Origin of the sequence: Lachnotalea sp. AF33-28 (assembly GCF_003477885.1) — a bacterium.
Lineage (GTDB): Bacteria > Bacillota > Clostridia > Lachnospirales > Lachnospiraceae > AF33-28.
This window is the reverse complement of record NZ_QUEE01000008.1, coordinates 1-16,738: the sequence shown is the minus strand read 5'-3', so window position 1 is coordinate 16,738 and position 16,738 is coordinate 1. Positions and strand designations below refer to the sequence as shown.

General features: G+C 50.9%; 15 protein-coding genes. 5 read left to right on the top strand and 10 right to left on the bottom strand.

Annotated features, from left to right (window positions below; genetic code table 11):
• Positions 1 to 35 precede the first annotated feature (35 nt).
• Positions 36 to 992 (bottom strand): LacI family DNA-binding transcriptional regulator, encoded by a 957-nt coding sequence (locus DWZ56_RS12180; protein ID WP_118556920.1) that lies wholly within the window; start codon positions 990 to 992, stop codon positions 36 to 38.
• Between the two features lie 44 nt (positions 993 to 1,036).
• Complete coding sequence (locus DWZ56_RS12175; RefSeq protein ID WP_118556919.1) at positions 1,037 to 1,228, bottom strand: hypothetical protein; 192 nt, start codon at positions 1,226 to 1,228, stop codon at positions 1,037 to 1,039.
• A 435-nt stretch (positions 1,229 to 1,663) separates the two neighbouring features.
• Between DWZ56_RS12175 and DWZ56_RS12165 the strand changes: the two genes are divergently transcribed.
• Positions 1,664 to 2,020: a helix-turn-helix domain-containing protein gene (locus DWZ56_RS12165; RefSeq protein ID WP_118556917.1), complete on the top strand. Its 357-nt coding sequence runs from the start codon at positions 1,664 to 1,666 to the stop codon at positions 2,018 to 2,020.
• Between the two features lie 100 nt (positions 2,021 to 2,120).
• Here DWZ56_RS12165 and DWZ56_RS12160 read toward each other — a convergent pair whose 3' ends face one another.
• The 5 genes from DWZ56_RS12160 to DWZ56_RS12140 all read right to left on the bottom strand — a co-directional run bounded on the left by DWZ56_RS12160 (position 2,121) and on the right by DWZ56_RS12140 (position 5,981).
• Positions 2,121 to 2,306, bottom strand: a complete 186-nt coding sequence (locus DWZ56_RS12160) for a FeoB-associated Cys-rich membrane protein (protein WP_118556916.1) — start codon at positions 2,304 to 2,306, stop codon at positions 2,121 to 2,123.
• Positions 2,307 to 2,326: 20 nt separating this feature from the next.
• Entirely contained in the window at positions 2,327 to 4,474 is a 2,148-nt protein-coding gene (gene feoB / locus DWZ56_RS12155; RefSeq protein WP_118557109.1) for a ferrous iron transport protein B, read from the bottom strand.
• Positions 4,475 to 4,648: 174 nt separating this feature from the next.
• Complete coding sequence (locus tag DWZ56_RS12150) at positions 4,649 to 4,870, bottom strand: FeoA family protein (RefSeq protein WP_118556915.1); 222 nt, start codon at positions 4,868 to 4,870, stop codon at positions 4,649 to 4,651.
• Between the two features lie 50 nt (positions 4,871 to 4,920).
• Complete coding sequence (locus tag DWZ56_RS12145) at positions 4,921 to 5,133, bottom strand: FeoA family protein (protein ID WP_118557108.1); 213 nt, start codon at positions 5,131 to 5,133, stop codon at positions 4,921 to 4,923.
• Between the two features lie 167 nt (positions 5,134 to 5,300).
• On the bottom strand, positions 5,301 to 5,981 hold the full coding sequence (locus tag DWZ56_RS12140; RefSeq protein WP_243095231.1) for a GTP pyrophosphokinase: 681 nt from the start codon (positions 5,979 to 5,981) through the stop codon (positions 5,301 to 5,303).
• A 260-nt stretch (positions 5,982 to 6,241) separates the two neighbouring features.
• Here DWZ56_RS12140 and DWZ56_RS12135 point away from each other — a divergent pair, with 260 nt between their 5' ends.
• From DWZ56_RS12135 to DWZ56_RS12125, 3 genes are read left to right on the top strand one after another with little or no spacing between them, the layout of a single operon-like run.
• A complete protein-coding gene (locus DWZ56_RS12135) occupies positions 6,242 to 7,966 on the top strand; it encodes an ABC transporter ATP-binding protein (protein WP_199679598.1) in 1,725 nt (574 codons plus the stop codon).
• Complete coding sequence (locus DWZ56_RS12130; RefSeq protein WP_118556913.1) at positions 7,966 to 9,825, top strand: ABC transporter ATP-binding protein; 1,860 nt, start codon at positions 7,966 to 7,968, stop codon at positions 9,823 to 9,825. The genes DWZ56_RS12135 and DWZ56_RS12130 overlap by 1 nt, the downstream gene beginning before the upstream one ends.
• Positions 9,826 to 9,841: 16 nt before the next feature.
• Positions 9,842 to 10,282, top strand: coding sequence for a MarR family winged helix-turn-helix transcriptional regulator (locus DWZ56_RS12125; protein ID WP_118556912.1), 441 nt, complete (start codon positions 9,842 to 9,844; stop codon positions 10,280 to 10,282).
• Positions 10,283 to 10,366: 84 nt separating this feature from the next.
• On the opposite strand, the gene DWZ56_RS12120 is transcribed toward DWZ56_RS12125, so the two are convergent.
• On the bottom strand, positions 10,367 to 11,338 hold the full coding sequence (locus DWZ56_RS12120) for an alpha/beta hydrolase (RefSeq protein WP_158584562.1): 972 nt from the start codon (positions 11,336 to 11,338) through the stop codon (positions 10,367 to 10,369).
• Between the two features lie 37 nt (positions 11,339 to 11,375).
• Positions 11,376 to 12,746 (bottom strand): aldehyde dehydrogenase, encoded by a 1,371-nt coding sequence (locus DWZ56_RS12115; protein WP_118556910.1) that lies wholly within the window; start codon positions 12,744 to 12,746, stop codon positions 11,376 to 11,378.
• 350 nt (positions 12,747 to 13,096) lie between these two features.
• Here DWZ56_RS12115 and DWZ56_RS12110 point away from each other — a divergent pair, with 350 nt between their 5' ends.
• The gene (locus tag DWZ56_RS12110) at positions 13,097 to 14,077 is read left to right on the top strand and encodes a helix-turn-helix transcriptional regulator (RefSeq protein WP_158584561.1); all 981 of its coding nucleotides are present in this window, start codon (positions 13,097 to 13,099) and stop codon (positions 14,075 to 14,077) included.
• Here DWZ56_RS12110 and DWZ56_RS12105 read toward each other — a convergent pair.
• On the bottom strand, positions 14,041 to 16,680 hold the full coding sequence (locus DWZ56_RS12105) for a glycosylhydrolase-like jelly roll fold domain-containing protein (RefSeq protein WP_118556908.1): 2,640 nt from the start codon (positions 16,678 to 16,680) through the stop codon (positions 14,041 to 14,043). The two genes, DWZ56_RS12110 and DWZ56_RS12105, sit on opposite strands and share 37 nt — an antisense overlap.
• Between the last annotated feature and the right edge of the window lie 58 nt (positions 16,681 to 16,738).

Genomic DNA, 16,738 nt, shown 5'->3' with positions numbered 1-16,738 from the left:
CCCGCCGAAAAGCAATAAGAGCGGAATATCCGCTCTTATTGCGGGCGGATATAGTCCGCCTCAATCACCCGTACTTCAGGCTCTTTGTTACTTCTGCGTACGATCAGTTCCTCCATCAGATATTTCCCGCAGAGTTCACCCTTTTCATCCACACCCGGCAGCTGCGGTTCCATATAATCCAGCAGCCCGGTTCTGCTGCCCACCGCTGTGATGATCTTTCTATCCATCGGGTACCCGCGGCTGCGCAGCCTTTTTAACGCCCCCATAGCCATCAGATCGCTGCCTACGATCCATGCGGTAAAATACGCATGGCCGGACAGCAGAATGTCCGCAGCCTTTTCTCCCCATGCACTGTCCTGCACACCGTTCTCCGGCCGGTCCACAGTCAGTTCTTCCGGGCACTCCAGACCGTTTTGCTCCATAGCGGACCGATACAGCCGATAGCATCGTTCACCCGGACCGTTTATGGGTCTTCCGCTCAAAAAGGCTATTTTTCTGTGACCCCTGGCCATCAGATCCTCCACCATGGCGCAGTACGCCTTCCCGCTCTCGATCCTCGTATATGTTCCCGGTGTAACCACCTCTATCCCGTAATCTCCCGCAGTGCCTGTAATCTGTTCATCCAGACACCCTTCTCCCAGCAGCAGGCCGTCAACTCTGCGGCTGCCCAGCTCCGCAATCAAATCAATTTGCAGGCTGTCCCTTGCCATCATCGTCACTATATATCCGTTTTTCATGGCGGCCCGCTGTGCACCCGACAGCAGCTGCAGGCAATACGGATCCTTCATGGATTCCACCAGCAGCACAACATGTCCGCTGCTTCTGGATACAAGGCTCCTTGCGATGCGGTCCGGATGATAATTCAGCTCTCCTGCGGCCCGAATAACGCGTTTTCTGACTTCATCCGTCACCTTTTTTGTATTGTTCAGTACATAGGATACCGTAGCCTCTGAAACCCCTGCACGTTCTGCCACCATTTTTCTAGTCACCATGCCTATCTCCCTATTGCAGTCGTACAACGCGAAAACAGGTCGGATCACAGCCCTTCATGCTCCGATTCCGGCTCCTTACAGCGTTCGTCCTGCCCACTCTCCAACAGATGCCTCGTAAAAAGCATTCCCCGAATAGCTGCCAAAATCCGCTCCTGATACTCTATCGGCAACTTGCCGGCTTCCTCCAGAATTTCCCCCGCTTTCCGTGTATCTTTCTCTTTTGCTGACCCTGTCATTCCTTACCCTCATTTGTATAGCCATGTCCTATTCTAACCCTTTGCTTCATATTACCATCGCCATTTTGCTTTGTCAATTCTATATTTAGTATTATAAATACATATATGTGCTTTGAAAGCAAAATTGTCTTGATAATACAAAATTTACATGGTATAATATCGTTAGATATTATATCTGCGCTGATTTCTGTCTGCGCAGCAGACAATCTCCTTAGAAAATCATGCGCATCTCCCCGGAGGGGCCATGTCAGCTTGCTGACATGGTATAATATCATTAGATATTATACCTGCGCTAATTTCCGTCTGCGCAGCAGACAGTTTCCCTTGGAAATCATGTGCATCTCCCGGAGGGGTCATGCCAGCTTGTTGACATGTTATAATATCGGTATGAATGCTGTCAAAATATTGCAGATTTGAAAAAACAGGAGGCGCGGTATGAGTATTGCCATACGATTGAAACAGGCCCGCAAATCAAAGGGATATACACAGGAAGCGTTAGCCTGTGCAATCGGTGTTTCCCGGGGCGTTATTTCAAATATAGAATATGAGAAAGCGGAACCGCAGCCGCTGGTCCTGCATGCGATCTGCCAGGTACTGCAGATCAGCGAGGACTGGCTGATTTCCGGAAACGGCTTCATGGAATCGGCAGGCACCTTAAAAAGTGCCCGCCTGCTTTCCGAAATCTACGATGCAGCCAAAGAACTCTCCGAAGCGGAGCAGGATTATATCTTAGATATGATCAAAACATTCTGCAGGCATCAGGAAACGCTCTATCCTCCCCATAAGATATAAAACAAAGGGCGAATCCGTCAGAGCACACCAAAATAAAAGCAGTCCGGATTTCACTCCGTGACTGCTCTTATGTTAAAACTTCAAATATTGCTGATTCCTGTCATTTCTTCTTTACGCCGTGACTGCACGAGGCGGATCCGTTACGGCTGCATTGCCCGCCGCAGCTGCAGCCGGGGCATCCTCCCATCTTTCTGATCCTGTACAGATGCCGGATGACAAGCACAGCCAGGAATACGAGTATCAGTATCAAAATAATTGTCGCCGCATTATTTATTAACCATTCCATTGTCGTCTCCTTAGTTTCTGTCAGGCAGCCGCCCGGCTGACAGCGCCCGCTTTCTTCTTATAAGGATTAGGCCGGAACAAAAGATACAAGAATCCGATCAGTACGATACCTGAGATCGCTGTCCACACGCCAAATCCGCCGCCGGTTGCAAATAATCCGATCTGATAGATCATCAGAGTAATTGCATAAGCGAAAATATTCTGGAATACGATCGCAAATGCGGTCCATTTCCTGTTGCCGAACTCTTTTGCCATGGTGCTGATCGCCGCCAGGCAGGGAGAATCCAAAAGGTTGAATACCAGGAAAGAAAACGCTGCCAGAGCACTTGGGAACATAAGCATAACCGCCTGCCATAATCCCGGATCTTCCTCTCCGGCTTCGGCCATTCCCGCAATCACGCCCATCGTGCTGACAATGCCTTCCTTGGCCACAAAGCCGGACAGAGAAGCTGCCACCGCCTGCCAGGAACCGAATCCCAGCGGAGCGAAAACCGGTGAAATGAACCCGCCTATAACGGCCAGCAGACTCTGTTCCTGCTCCACCAGACCGAACTTTCCATCCGCAAATCCAAAGCTGGCCAAAAGCCACATCACCATGCAGCAAACGAACAGGATCGTTCCCGCTTTCTTTAGAAAACTCCACACTCTCTCCCACACATGCATAAGAACTGTCTTCACATCCGGAATATGATACTGGGGCAGCTCAATCACGAACGGTGAGGGATCACCGGCAAACATTTTTGTCTTCTTTAATATAATACAAGCTGCGATAACCGCAAATACACCGATGAAGTACATAAGCGGCGCCATCCACCAGGATCCTCCCATGATAGCACCGGCAATCAGCGCGATTACAGGCAGTTTGGCGCCGCAGGGCACAAAGGTCGTGGTCATGATGGTCATCCTTCTGTTCTTCTCATCCTCGATCGTACGGGCTGCCATGATGCCTGGAACCCCGCAGCCTGAGGAGATCAGCAGAGGTATAAAACTCTTGCCGGACAGGCCAAACCTGCGGAATATACGGTCCATGATAAATGCCACCCTCGCCATATAGCCGCAGTCCTCCAGTACAGACAAAAAGAGAAACAGGATCGCCATCTGAGGGGCAAATCCGATCGGAGCCGCCAGGCCGCCTATGATGCCGTCCACGATCAGAGAAATCACCCACTCCGATGCATGGATCGCTTCCAGACCGGAAGCCACCGCAGGCTGTATCCATTCGCCAAACAGCGTATCGTTGGTAAAATCAGTAACAATTGTTCCCAGTGTAGTCACGGATATATAATAGACCACAAACATAATAGCCACAAAGATCGGCAGCGCAAGAAAACGGTTGGTGATCACGCGGTCGATCTTATCAGACACCGTCATGTCTGTATTTTTCTTTTTCAAACAGTTTTTCACCAGCTTTTCTATGTATTCATAACGCTCATTGGTGATGATGCTTTCCGTATCGTCATCCATGCTCTGTTCGGCACCGGTGATAATCTCTTTCATCTTATTGGTGCTGCTGACAGATAACACCATCTGCTCCAGCACCTTTTCATCCTTCTCAAAAAGCTTGATGCTGTACCAGCGTACCTGTTTAGCAGGAATATCTGACGGCACCAGCTTCGCCATCTCATCCAGCATGGATTCCACTTTGCGGTCAAATTCATGCCTGGCTGTCATCGGAGTTTTTTTATTTGCCAGAGCGATGGCCTTTTTAACAACTTCGTCCAAACCGATTCCTTTTAAAGCGGAGGTTTCCACCACTTCACAGCCAAGCGCCACCGCCAGTTTTTCGGTATTGATCTTATCTCCGTTCTTTCTGGACAGATCGATCATATTCAGGGCGATCACCACCGGTATGCCAAGCTCTAACACCTGGGTGGTGAGGTAGAGATTTCTCTCTATATTGGTGGCATCCACCATATTGATAATCACATCCGGTTTTTCCTTCAGCAGATAATCTCGGCTCACCACTTCCTCCAGGGTATACGGTGACAGTGAGTAAATACCGGGCAGATCGGTTATGATCACGTCTTTATTCCCTTTGAGCTTTCCTTCTTTTTTTTCCACGGTAACGCCGGGCCAGTTGCCCACATACTGATTGGAACCGGTCAGGCTGTTAAACAACGTTGTCTTTCCGCAGTTCGGATTTCCTGCCAATGCGATGCGAATTTCCATTCTCTTTTTCCCCATTTCTGCGCTGCTTATATACTGATACCCAGGTTTGTTTCCGCAGCGCCGGAATAAGCCCATTCAAATTAGTTGTAGCTAACTTTCAATTTAAAAATATAGGGAACTTTCATCCCTTCTTAGAATCTGTCCGGCCACAGCTCTGCAGCCGGCAATATCGGATCATTCTATCTCAATAATCTCTGCATCCTGTTTGCGTAAGGACAGCTCATAACCTCTCACAGTGACTTCCACCGGATCTCCAAACGGCGCCAATTTGCGGACATAGATACTGCACCCTTTGGTGATCCCCATGTCCATGATCCGGCGTTTTAAAGCCCCGCTTCCATTCAGCCTGACAACCGTGACTGTGCTTTTGCAGGGCGCTTCCCGCAATGTCTTCATATTTTTTTCCTCCTGCTGATATTTTTAACACCTTTACATGAATAAAACTGCTAAATCACGATCTTTCCCGCCATATCCCGATTGATCGCCACCCTGGAATCTTTCACATTTACAATCATGTTTCCTCCCATCTCGGAAACAACGATTACATGTGCTCCACTTACAAACCCCAGATTTTCCAAAAAACGTCTGGTCTCGTCCTTACCAATCACACGCTTGATCACATTGCGTTCTCCGGCTCTTGCCATCGTTAAAGGCATCACACTCACCACCTCTTTTATATATTTGAGAATGTTTTTCATTTTCATTTATCTTCCAGTAGTTAGTATATGCTAATTGTATGCGGTTGTCAAGTTTTTTTAGCCTCTTTTTTCCACTTTTCCACTGCGGTGTTACTATTCACGGTATTCACGGTTACCAATAAAGCCGCTCATGAGAGTGCAGGTACCTTGGGGTTACTGTCAATAGCAGTTTCCGCTGCCGGCACAGGAATATTACAGTCATAAAACACGCTGATCCTGCGTTCCATTTCATGGAGCATATCCGCATAATAGGTCAGCTCTCCCGACAGGGATACGATATCCGTACGCTCCGTTTTATAACAGAGCTGATGTTCCATACTGGCCCAGAAATCCATCGCCAGCGTGCGGATCTGGATCTCCACAGGGAAATACTGCTTGCCCTTTACCTGATGCAGCGTGATTCCCAGCACCATGTGATAACTGCGGTATCCGTTGGGCTTCGGATTCTTTATGTAGTCCGTTTCCTTGATGAGCACAGAGTCCGGCTGATTTTTCAGTATACCGGCAATCACATACACATCCTGTATATAATAGCAGATCACTCTGACCCCTGCGATATCGGTCAGATATGCCATCGCATTCTCCAAATTTACTTCATATCCTTTTCGGCCGAGCTTATCGGCAATGCTGTTTAACGATTTGATTCTCTTCTGAATGCTGTGCACCGGATTATGATTGTATTCCTTGCCGAACTCCTTCTGCATATTTTCCAGCCACATGCTCACCACCTGGCAGGCATCCTGATAAGGCTGAATAAACTTTTCATAGGTTTCTATACAGGCCGATATCTGCGCTATATCCCTCTTCAAATCCGCTCTCCCTTCCAATCAATACTGATGTGCCAAAGATTACCGTATTACACATCAATGTTACCTTATCATATATTTGTGAAGAATGTATGTAGATTCTGTGAACCGTTGCGCGCTTCACGGAGCGAATTTGTTATTGACATTTTCATTTTTGCGCATACAATAGTTGTATAAACAACTGTTGTATACACAAAAAATTCTTGACAGGAGATGACAGCCTCTGCAGGCGCATTAAATCCTGCCAGAAAGGACCTGACATGATTCAAAGATTTTTAAAGTATCTGGATCAGTATCGCAAGTATACGGTACTGGCCATTTTCTGCATTGTCGCCGAGACCATGTTTGAACTGATTATACCGTTAATAATGGCGGATATTGTGGATGTGGGCGTCGCTTCCGGAAATAAGGCCTACATACTGCAAAAGGGTGTGCTGATGGTCTTCTGCGCGCTTATTTCCCTGATTTTAGGAGCGGGCAGCGCGAAATTCGCCGCTATCTGCGGACAGGGGCTGGGCGCAGAAATCCGCAAGGCGGAGTACCGCAAGCTGCAGAGCTTTTCCTTTGCCAACACAGACCATTTCAGCACTTCATCATTAGTTACAAGGCTCACCAGCGATGTCACCACCATACAGAATTCCGTCTCCACCGGCATGCGCCCGGCCTTTCGGGCGCCGGTGATGATGCTGACTTCTCTGATTTTTTCCTTTATGATCAACTGGAAGCTGGCCCTGGTATTTTTAGTGGCCGCCCCGACACTTGGCTTTCTACTGTTTGAGATCGTGCTCCACGTGCGCCCGCTCTACGGAAAGATGCAGACCGCCATCGATCTGGTCAACCGCATCGTGCGTGAAAATCTGACCGCGGTGCGCGTGGTGAAATCGTATGTGCGAGGCGATTATGAGATTGAGAAATTTACCGAGGTAAATGATAATCTGCGCACCGCCTCTGAAAAAGCGTTCCGAATCGCGGTATTAAACATGCCCGCCATGCAGTTTGTCATGTATGCCACCATTCTCTGCATCCTGTGGCTCGGAGGCAATCTGATCTTTGCAGGCAGCATGCAGGTGGGGGAGCTGACCGGATTTTTAAGCTATGTACTGCAGGTGCTCAATTCCCTCATGATGATTTCCAATGTATTTCTCATGCTGACCAGATCCATGGCATCCGGTAAACGGATTCTGGAAGTGCTGGATGAAAAAATCGAAATCACGGAAGATAAGGTCAGGGATCTATCCGTAGAACGCGGAGATATCACTTTTGACCATGTTTATTTCAAATACAATCCGGACGCGGAAGAATACGTCCTTTCCGACATCAGCCTCAAGATTAAAGGAGGGCAGACCGTCGGCATCATCGGCGGCACAGGCTCGGCCAAATCCACGCTGGTGCAGCTCATTCCCCGCCTTTATGATATCAGTGAGGGCCGTCTTTTGATCGACGGAAAGCCGGTGGATGAATATCCCCTGCGCCATCTGCGCGATGCCGTCGCCATGGTGCTGCAGAAAAACACGCTTTTTTCGGGAACAGTACGGGATAATCTTCGGTGGGGCAAAGAGGATGCAACGCAGGAAGAGATTGAAGAGGCCTGCCGCGCCGCCTGTGTGGACGAATTCATTGACCGGCTGGATCACGGATACGATACCGAACTCGGTCAGGGCGGAGTCAACGTATCCGGTGGACAGAAACAGCGGCTTTGTATCGCCAGAGCTCTGCTGAAAAAGCCAAAAGTGCTGATACTGGATGATTCCACAAGCGCCGTGGATACGGCCACTGAGGCCAAAATCCGCGAAGGGCTATTAAGGAGCATGCCGGATGCCACAAAGATCATCATCGCACAGCGCATCACTTCCGTGCTCCATGCGGATCAGATTGTCATACTGCAGGATGGCCGCATCAATGCCGTAGGCACCCATGAAAGCCTGCTTTCCAGCAATCCGATCTATCAGGAAATCTATCAGTCACAGCAGGAAGGAGCGGATCTGTAATGGCAAAATATGTGGGCTATAAAAGGCCAAAAGATACAAAAAAAACTATGAAACGGCTGCTTTCCTATCTGGCCGGTCACAAGCTTTCCATGCTGGCCGTCACAGTGCTGGTCATCATCAGCAGCATGGCAAATATTATGGGCACCTATCTGCTTAAACCCGTCATCAATGACTACATTGTTCCGAGGGATGTCCCCGGGCTTCTTAGAATGGTGCTCCTCATGGGCCTGGTGTATCTGGCCGGAGCGCTGGCCACCTATGGCTATAACCAGATCATGGTGCGCACTTCACAGAGGATCGTAGGCGAGATCCGGCAGGATCTTTTCAACCATACGCAGAAGCTGCCTCTCTCCTATTTCGATACCAATACGCATGGGGAACTCATGAGCCGTTTTACCAACGATGTGGACACGATCAGCGAGGCGCTTAACAACAGCTTCACACTGCTCATTCAGAGCTTTATCGTAGTGACGGGCACCATCACCATGCTGATTGTCCTAAGCTTCCGTCTTTCTCTGATCGTGATCGCGTTCCTGCTTTTGATGCTTCTCTTCATCCGGCACAACGGTAAAAAAAGCAAGAAATACTTCCAGGACCAGCAAAAGTATCTGGGAAGTGTCAACAGCTTCATCGAGGAGATGGTCGGCGGCCAGAAGGTGGAAAAAGTGTTCAACCATGAGGATCAGGATTTTGAGGAATTCTGCCGGCGCAATGAGCTGCTGAGGGACGCATCCACAAAAGCCCTCACCCATTCAGGCATGATGGTTCCTGTGATTGTAGCGCTCTCCTATTTCAATTATGCCGTATCCGCCTGTGTGGGAGGCCTTTTTACGCTGGCCGGCCTGATGGATCTGGGGAGCCTGGCTTCCTATCTGGTCTATGTGCGCCAGAGCGCCATGCCCATGAATCAGTTCACGCAGCAGGTGAACTTCCTGCTGTCCGCCCTTTCCGGCGCGGAACGGATCTTTGATATGATGGATGTAACGCCGGAAATAGATGACGGCACGGTCACGCTGTGCCCCGTCATGTACGGAGAAGACAACACGCTCACAGAATGCCGGGAGCATACCGGAAGCTTCGCCTGGAAAAAGCCTCTTGAGGACGGAACCTGTCAGCTGATACCGCTTAAAGGGGACGTCCGTTTCAGCGATGTTGTGTTTGGTTATACTCCGGAACGAAAGATATTAAACGACATCAGCCTGTATGCCAAGCCCGGCCAGAAGATCGCCTTTGTGGGATCGACCGGCGCAGGAAAAACCACAATCATCAATCTGATCAACCGATTCTATGAGATTGACAGCGGCCTCATCACCTATGACGGCATCGATATCCGGGAAATTAAAAAGGACGATCTGCGCCGTTCCCTGTCCATGGTCATACAGGACACACATCTGTTCACGGGCACCATTGCCGACAACATACGCTACGGACGCCTGGACGCCACCGATGAGGAGGTCAAAAACGCCGCTAAACTGGCTAACGCGGACTCTTTTATCCGCAGGCTCTCCCAGGGATACCGCACTATGCTTCACAGCGACGGCGATAACCTGTCCCAGGGGCAGAGACAGCTGCTGGCCATTGCAAGAGCCGCCGTATCCAGACCTCCTGTGCTGATTCTGGATGAGGCCACCAGCTCCATCGATACCAGAACCGAACGGCTGATTGAAAAGGGGATGGACCGCCTGATGCAGAACCGCACTGTGTTCGTCATCGCGCACCGCCTGTCCACCGTTCGCAATTCCAAGGCCATCATGGTGCTGGAAAAAGGCGAAATCATCGAACGCGGCGACCATGACGATCTGCTGACTCTAAAGGGAAGATACTATCAGCTGTATACGGGGCAGTATGAGCTCGAATAGCTCGAGGAGGACGGTTATGATAAAAGAGAAAAGTGAAATACGTGAAATGCTTTTGCGGTTGGAAAGTTCCAGAAGAAGAATACTGCAGCCGCAGTTTACCGCCCTGGGCCTCTCGCTGGGGCAGGGGCAGGCCAGAATACTGAACACGCTTCTTACACAGGATCATATCACTCAGAAAGAACTGGCCGACCGCTGCCGCCTGGACGTCACCACGATGTCCAGGACCATTGACAAAATGGAGGAAGCGGGGCTGCTTAACCGCCTGCGCCGGCCGGACTGCCGCCGCTCTTTTCTGATCGAACTGACCGAAGCCGGCCGGACTAAGGCCCAGGAAGTGCATGCATGTTTTTCCTCGCTAGACGAATGCATCTGGCAGGGCTTTGACCGCCAGGAGATGGAAACCCTGCTGGAAATCCTGAAAAAAATCAATATCAATTTAGAAGAAAGGCAGCAGTGAAAATCCACTGCTGCCAAATCAAATGCCCTGCCCTGTCTTGAGCTGCTTTATCGGTACCCCTGAACAGTTACCGCCAGACCGCCATTAGCAGCCGGCCTTCCTGACTGCTGTATCGGACTGCTCATAGTATGTATTCAAAAACTCCTCCAGCACGCGTTCATAGCCGGCCGGATCGGTATCTATGCTTTCCGCGTGTCCTGCTCCAGGAACCAGAAACAGACGCTTGGGGCCGGTCCTGGCGTCGTACATCTTCCGGCACATCCATGTCGGCACAAAATCGTCCGCCTCGCCATGGATGAACAGGATCGGCGTCCTGCTGTTTACAGCACCGTCTATAGGGCGCACCGTATTCAGGTCGAATCCGCAGATCAGCCGGATAAACAGGCGGATCAGCTGTATGGAAGGAAAAGCGGGGAGTTTATATTTGTTCACGGCCATGTGCATCATCTGCTCCCGGAAACTGGAATACCCGCAGTCTTCCACCGCACAGACGATCCGGTCGTCAATGGTGAGATGATACAGCACGGTGGCGGCTCCCATGGATCCTCCGTGGGTGATCAGCCGCACATCCTCTCCGAACCGTTCATAACACCAGTCCACCAAGGTCTTTAAATCGTACTTTTCATAGTATCCCATGGAGGTGCGGGCCTTGCCGCTGTCGCCATGGTTCCGGTGATCATAGATCACGACCGAGAAGCCTCTCTTTAAGTACAGCGCCGCATAAGGCAGCATGCCGTAGCGGCAGGAGGTAAAGCCGTGGCACATAATGGCCACGCGGCTTCTGTTCTCCGGCCGCCGTGACGCTTCGGTGGTCAGCAGCTCGCAATACAGTGAATATCCATATTGGGAAGGCAGCAGAAATTTCTCCTTCTCCACCTCACAGGTCTCGTAAACCTCTCTCTTAAGGCAGCCTTTTTCAATCAGCCTTTCGTATTGCTTTTCGGCCGGATTTACCTTGGGCCTTGTAACCATTTTTACAAAGTAATGTACGATAATCACTTCTGCAATAAGAAGCAGCAAGATGATCAGCAAAAGCACAATCCCCAGAATTTTCATGATGCTCTCCTTCTTCATCCACAGTATCACACTCAAGTCATTTCAGGATCTTTTTTACCAGCTTCAGATGATTTTTAAACGGCGGATATCGAAGCGGCACATCCAGAAACCCGCTCTTCTGCAGCACGCTCTTTTCGTGAGAAAAGGTAGTAAAGCTCGCATCGCCGTGATAACCGCCCATACCGCTCTCTCCCACGCCGCCAAAGGGCATATAGGAGGAAGCTAGATGAACAATGGTATCATTGATACATCCCCCGCCAAAGGACAGGCTGTTCATCACATACGCGGCTGCCTTCCTGGATCTGGTAAAATAATACAGCGCCAGCGGCTTCGGTCTGCGCCGGATCCGGGCCGTCATCTCCTTAACAGAGGTAAATTCCAGCACGGGCAGGATCGGACCGAATATCTCCTCCTGCATCACCGGCATGCCCCAATCCACTCCATCCAGGATGGTGGGCGCGATCTTATTGGAATCCTGATCCCGCTCTCCTCCGTATACAACGGTTCCGCTCTCCTGAAGGCCGCACAGCCGAACGAAATGTTTTCCGTTTATAATCTTTGGATAATCCGGATTTGAGATCGGATCCTTGCCGTAAAACTTTCGTATATAGCGCCCCATCTCCTTAATCAGCTGATCCTTTACATTGGTATGCACCAGCACATAGTCCGGCGCCACACAGGTTTGGCCCGCGTTGAGAAATTTGCCCCAGACTATCCGTTTGGCCGCCAGCCGCACATCTGCTGTTTTATCCACAATACAGGGACTTTTGCCGCCCAGCTCCAGCGTTACCGGGGTCAGATGCTTTGCGGCAGCCTCCATCACGGTTTTTCCCACAGACACGCTGCCTGTAAAAAAGATATAATCGAATTTCTGTTCCAGCAATGATCGGTTTACATCCCTGCCGCCTTCCAGCACCGCGATATACTCTTCCTCGAAATGGTCTCCGATCAGCCTTCGAATCACCTCCGAGGTGCGGGGGGAATAGTTGGAAGGCTTTACAACCGCACAGTTTCCGGCGGCCAGCGCGCCGGCGAGGGGTGCGAGCGCCAGCTGCAGCGGATAGTTCCAGGGCGACATGATCAGCACCACGCCGTAAGGCTCCCGGTAAATCCTGCTGACGGACGGGAAGTGAGTGATCGGCGTCTTCACCTTCTTCGGCCGCGCCAGGCGGTCCATGTGTTTTAACAGATAACCGATCTCTTCCAGCACGATGCCGATCTCTGTCTCATAGGACTCGAACTCCGACTTGTTCAGGTCTTCTCTTAAAGCCTGCATGATCTCTGCTTCGTTTTCCAGTATGGCGTTCTTTAATTTTATCAGCTGGCATTTGCGAAACTCCAGGTCTCTGGTGGCTCCGCTGTCATAATATGCTCTCTGTCTTATTATAATCTGTTCCGTAGTATTCATAAAATCATCCTCCGTTTCCGGTTTATGGTGACATTCCCATTATAGTACTTTTATTGCCGGGCGTACAACTAAATATCCGTATATTTAGAATAATTTTAGTTTTTTGTAAGGAATGCAGAACTGCTACGAACTTACTGTTCAGAGGTGCTTAAGGTTTCCGCATATAACGGGAGAGCGTATGGTCCTAAGTGGGACACGCTCTCGCTCCGTGAAGCGCGCAGCGGTTCTAACGCCGCAAACTACGCGGCGAAAGAACCGGCGGGCTTCAAGGGATCCCACTTAGGACCATACTTTCCACTTGCCACTTCTGCTTTGCGGCTTTATTATATATGGAGGGAGGAGGTTTGACGATGCTTACATATAAGATGCTGGATCAGATACTGCACAGCTATAACCGGCTGGAGCAGACTTATCTGGCGGTTCCCGGGGGAGCGGATCCGGTGTCCGCGGCCTTTGAGGAGCAGGGGCCGCCTGTGCAGATTGCTGTTTCAACTCCCTGTGATACCTTCCGGCATGCGCCGCATCCGGATTTGAAGCTTGTAAAGACAGGGAGATTCCGCCCTGTGCCGCCCCATATCCATGCGTGGATCGAGCTGGGCTATCTCTATTCCGGATCCTGCCCCCATAGGGTACACGGAAATTCCTATGTGCTTAAAAAGGGGCAGGTATACATACTGGATTCCGATGCGCCCCATTCCATCGGCTGCCTGGGCGAAAATGATATACTGATCAGTCTCCTGATCAGCAAGCCCTTTTTTACGGAAGCCTTTTTTCATCACTTCACCGGAGGCAGTGTGGTGTCGGAATTTCTGTCCAACGCGCTGTCGGCAAAGGCCTCTCATGACAATTACCTGTTGTTTCGGGCTGAGAAAAACAGGAGGATCCCTATGCTGCTAAATGAGCTGATGTGCGAACACATAGAGCCGTCCACTCATGCCCGGGCCATCGCAGACAACCTGATCAGCCTGCTCTTTCTGGAACTGGTCAATGTATATGAAGAAGAGCAGAGCGCTGTAGAAAAGCGCTCTGCCCTCATTCCGGTATTAAAATATATTGAATCCAATTATCTGACCTGCAGCCTGACTTCCGCCGCCGGACATTTCCGGCTGAATCCGAATTATCTGACCACTCTGTTAAAAAAGGAGACCGGGCTGTCATTTAAAGAGCTGGTGCAAAAACAGCGCTTTTATGCCATCACGGATCAGCTGAAAAGCACCTCTCTTTCCGTTGAGGAAATTGCCCGTCAAAACGGCTATGAGAGCACCACTCATTTTTACAGGAAATTCAGGGAATATTACGGCTGTTCCCCCAGCGAATACCGCCGTATGTAGAGCACTGCCGGACCGAGCAGTCCGGTGGGCTCCTGGGCCATGGCACGGTCGAATATGTTGCCGTGCATTTTTTTTGCAAAGGTGTTCGTCACCTTTATCTGCAGCAGATTATGTCCCGGCGCGGCGGACGTGAGTTCAAACGTATGCGGCGGGCAGATCCTGACTCCCTGGGATACGCCGTTTATCGTTACTTCGCTGATCTCATAGACATCTCCCAGATCCAGATAAATCCGTCCCTTCGTATCGGACTCTTCCAGGCAGAACTCCTTCTCATAGCAGACCGTCCCTGAATATTCGGGCGCCAGGCCGGGAACCGCGAGGTTTTTAAGCTCTGACAGCGATTCCAGCCTTTCATTCACAGCGGGATCATCCGGCACACGGAACACCCAGCCGTCAGCAAGCGGGATTTTCTTAACTTCCCCACAGGTTCCGGCACCCCTGACGGGAATCCGTTCACTAAGCGTACCGTTTTGCGCATTCATCAGGAGAAACAGCGACTGATACGGCGCAAGCTCCAGAACAAAAGTCAGCCGGCCGTCCTTTACGGTTTCTTCTGCCGGATAGCACTGATCCAGCATCGCATCATATAAGACAGGGGTGCCTTCCTCGCGGATGCTGATGCGCGCACTCAGCGTTTTGCTGCGGCTTTCATTGGTGAAGAAATAGATGCCGCGCCCCTCTTTCTCATAGTGCAGGAAACGCAGATCCGGATAATTTCCGTCGGTTTCCAGATCATAGCAGCCGTGTCCAAACATCCAATCCGGCAGCTCTTCGTGGCGGCAGACGCAGATCTGCCCGTTGCCGGCGATGTGCGCGAGGAGTTCCTGCTCATCCTTTCCGTAATATACATGCTTCGGAAAGCCTTCCATAAACAGCACAGGTACGCCCTGCGCCGCCAAATCATCCAGGCTTGCAAGCAGTTCCTGCGGCATGCTCTCGCCATAAGGTACCAGCACAACCCGATAGGATTCCTGCCCTGCGATCAGCAGTCCGTCCTCCGCCCTGATGGCAGCGGGGTCTAAGAAGAGGTCGGCCGGCAGCACGTCGCAGTCAATCTGCGACTCCATCAGCACTTTTACCGTCTTCTCAAAAGGCTCATAGGCGCCTCCCCATTCCGCTTCTCCATGATAGAGCACCGCAGCTGTGGCATGATGCACGCCGCCCGTAAGCAGGCCGCAGACACGGTTGGCATAAGACGACCAGTAATGAAAATAGTTCCACTGCGGATTCTTCCCCCGCGCATAAAAGTGGGGCGGGCAGTCAGCATCCGGAAATTTCGGTGAAAATGCATGGGGCACCAGCACATTCACGCCTCTGACGCACACATGGTCCGTCAGCCATTTCATCAGCGCAAGCCCTTCCTGCCAGCCGTAGGCGCCGAATATCTCACAAATCGTGATGCCGTTTTTCTTCGGATCCAAATGCGCCGCGGATGACGCCATCTTGGCCAGGCCCCAGTAGAAGAACCGGCAGTCCAGATAGCCGAAGGGCGTCGTCTGATAACCGTCGGTATAACCGGGCCATACCTGATAAACCACATCGATTCCCGCGGTATCAAAACCATTCATGCTTCGGAAATAATGGCCGGGCCCGAATCCCAGACGCGCATGCGCCCCGTTGTCCTCCACAATGTGGCCGATCACCTTTACGCCGTGCGACCTGCACCATTCGCCGATCCGGCCGGTGAAGTCCTCGTCAAACAGATGGGATACCACATTCATATATGCATACTGCATATCCCGGCATTCAGGATTCTCCCTGCTCCAAAGAAGCGGAAGATACAGGCCCGCATCATCGCCGAATTCCTGACTTAAGGCATCCATCACTTCTTCGCTCCAGGGGTAGACAAATCCCCTTTTACCCAAAGTGTTTTCATACGAGGATGCGCTTCCGAAGCGCGGCTCGTCGATGAAAAAGCCTTTCACCGTCCTGCCGAACTCCTCCTGATACCGCTTATAATGTTCCTCGTAGATCACATCTATGTATCGGTCGACCGCCGCCTTGCTGATCGGATTGACATAGTCCTTCGTCCATTCCTCCCCGCCGTCCCGGGTGTTGATCAGCAGAAAGACCCTCCACGGGCCATCCGGGATATCCCAATAGAGCATCCCCTCCTGCACCAGCCCGGTCAGATCCGTAAGCGTGGCCACATCCAGCTCATCATTTCCGTTCGCTCTGCGCGCAGCGATGACCTTAAGCAGCTGCTCTTCCTCACCCAGCCAGTGCCCGACCTGAATGGAAGCGCCCTTTAGAGGGCCTATCGCATCAATCTGCTGCTTCGCAATATAACGCTTCCTAGCTTCCGGATACAGATCCCGGATCTTTCCTGCCCCCAGCCCGCTGGGATAGGCGCTGTCATCAAAAATCCAGACTCCCATTTCCTGTTTCTTTGCTTCTGAAATAATGACGTCCAGATCCCGCCACCATCCGTAACTTAAAAAATCCGGATGGGGCCTGGACTCCACTATAAATGCGCCGATTCCGCCCTCTTTCATTTTGCGGATTTCTTCCTCAAGCACCTCGCTGCTCTCGCCGTGCTGCCAGAACAGCGGGCAGAGCGCGCTCTTTACGTCGTTGCCAAATGCATCTGTCTGTTGTCCCATACTATACCTCCTCGTATAATAAGTTTGTAAGCAAGAAATATCGCTTATGAACTTATTC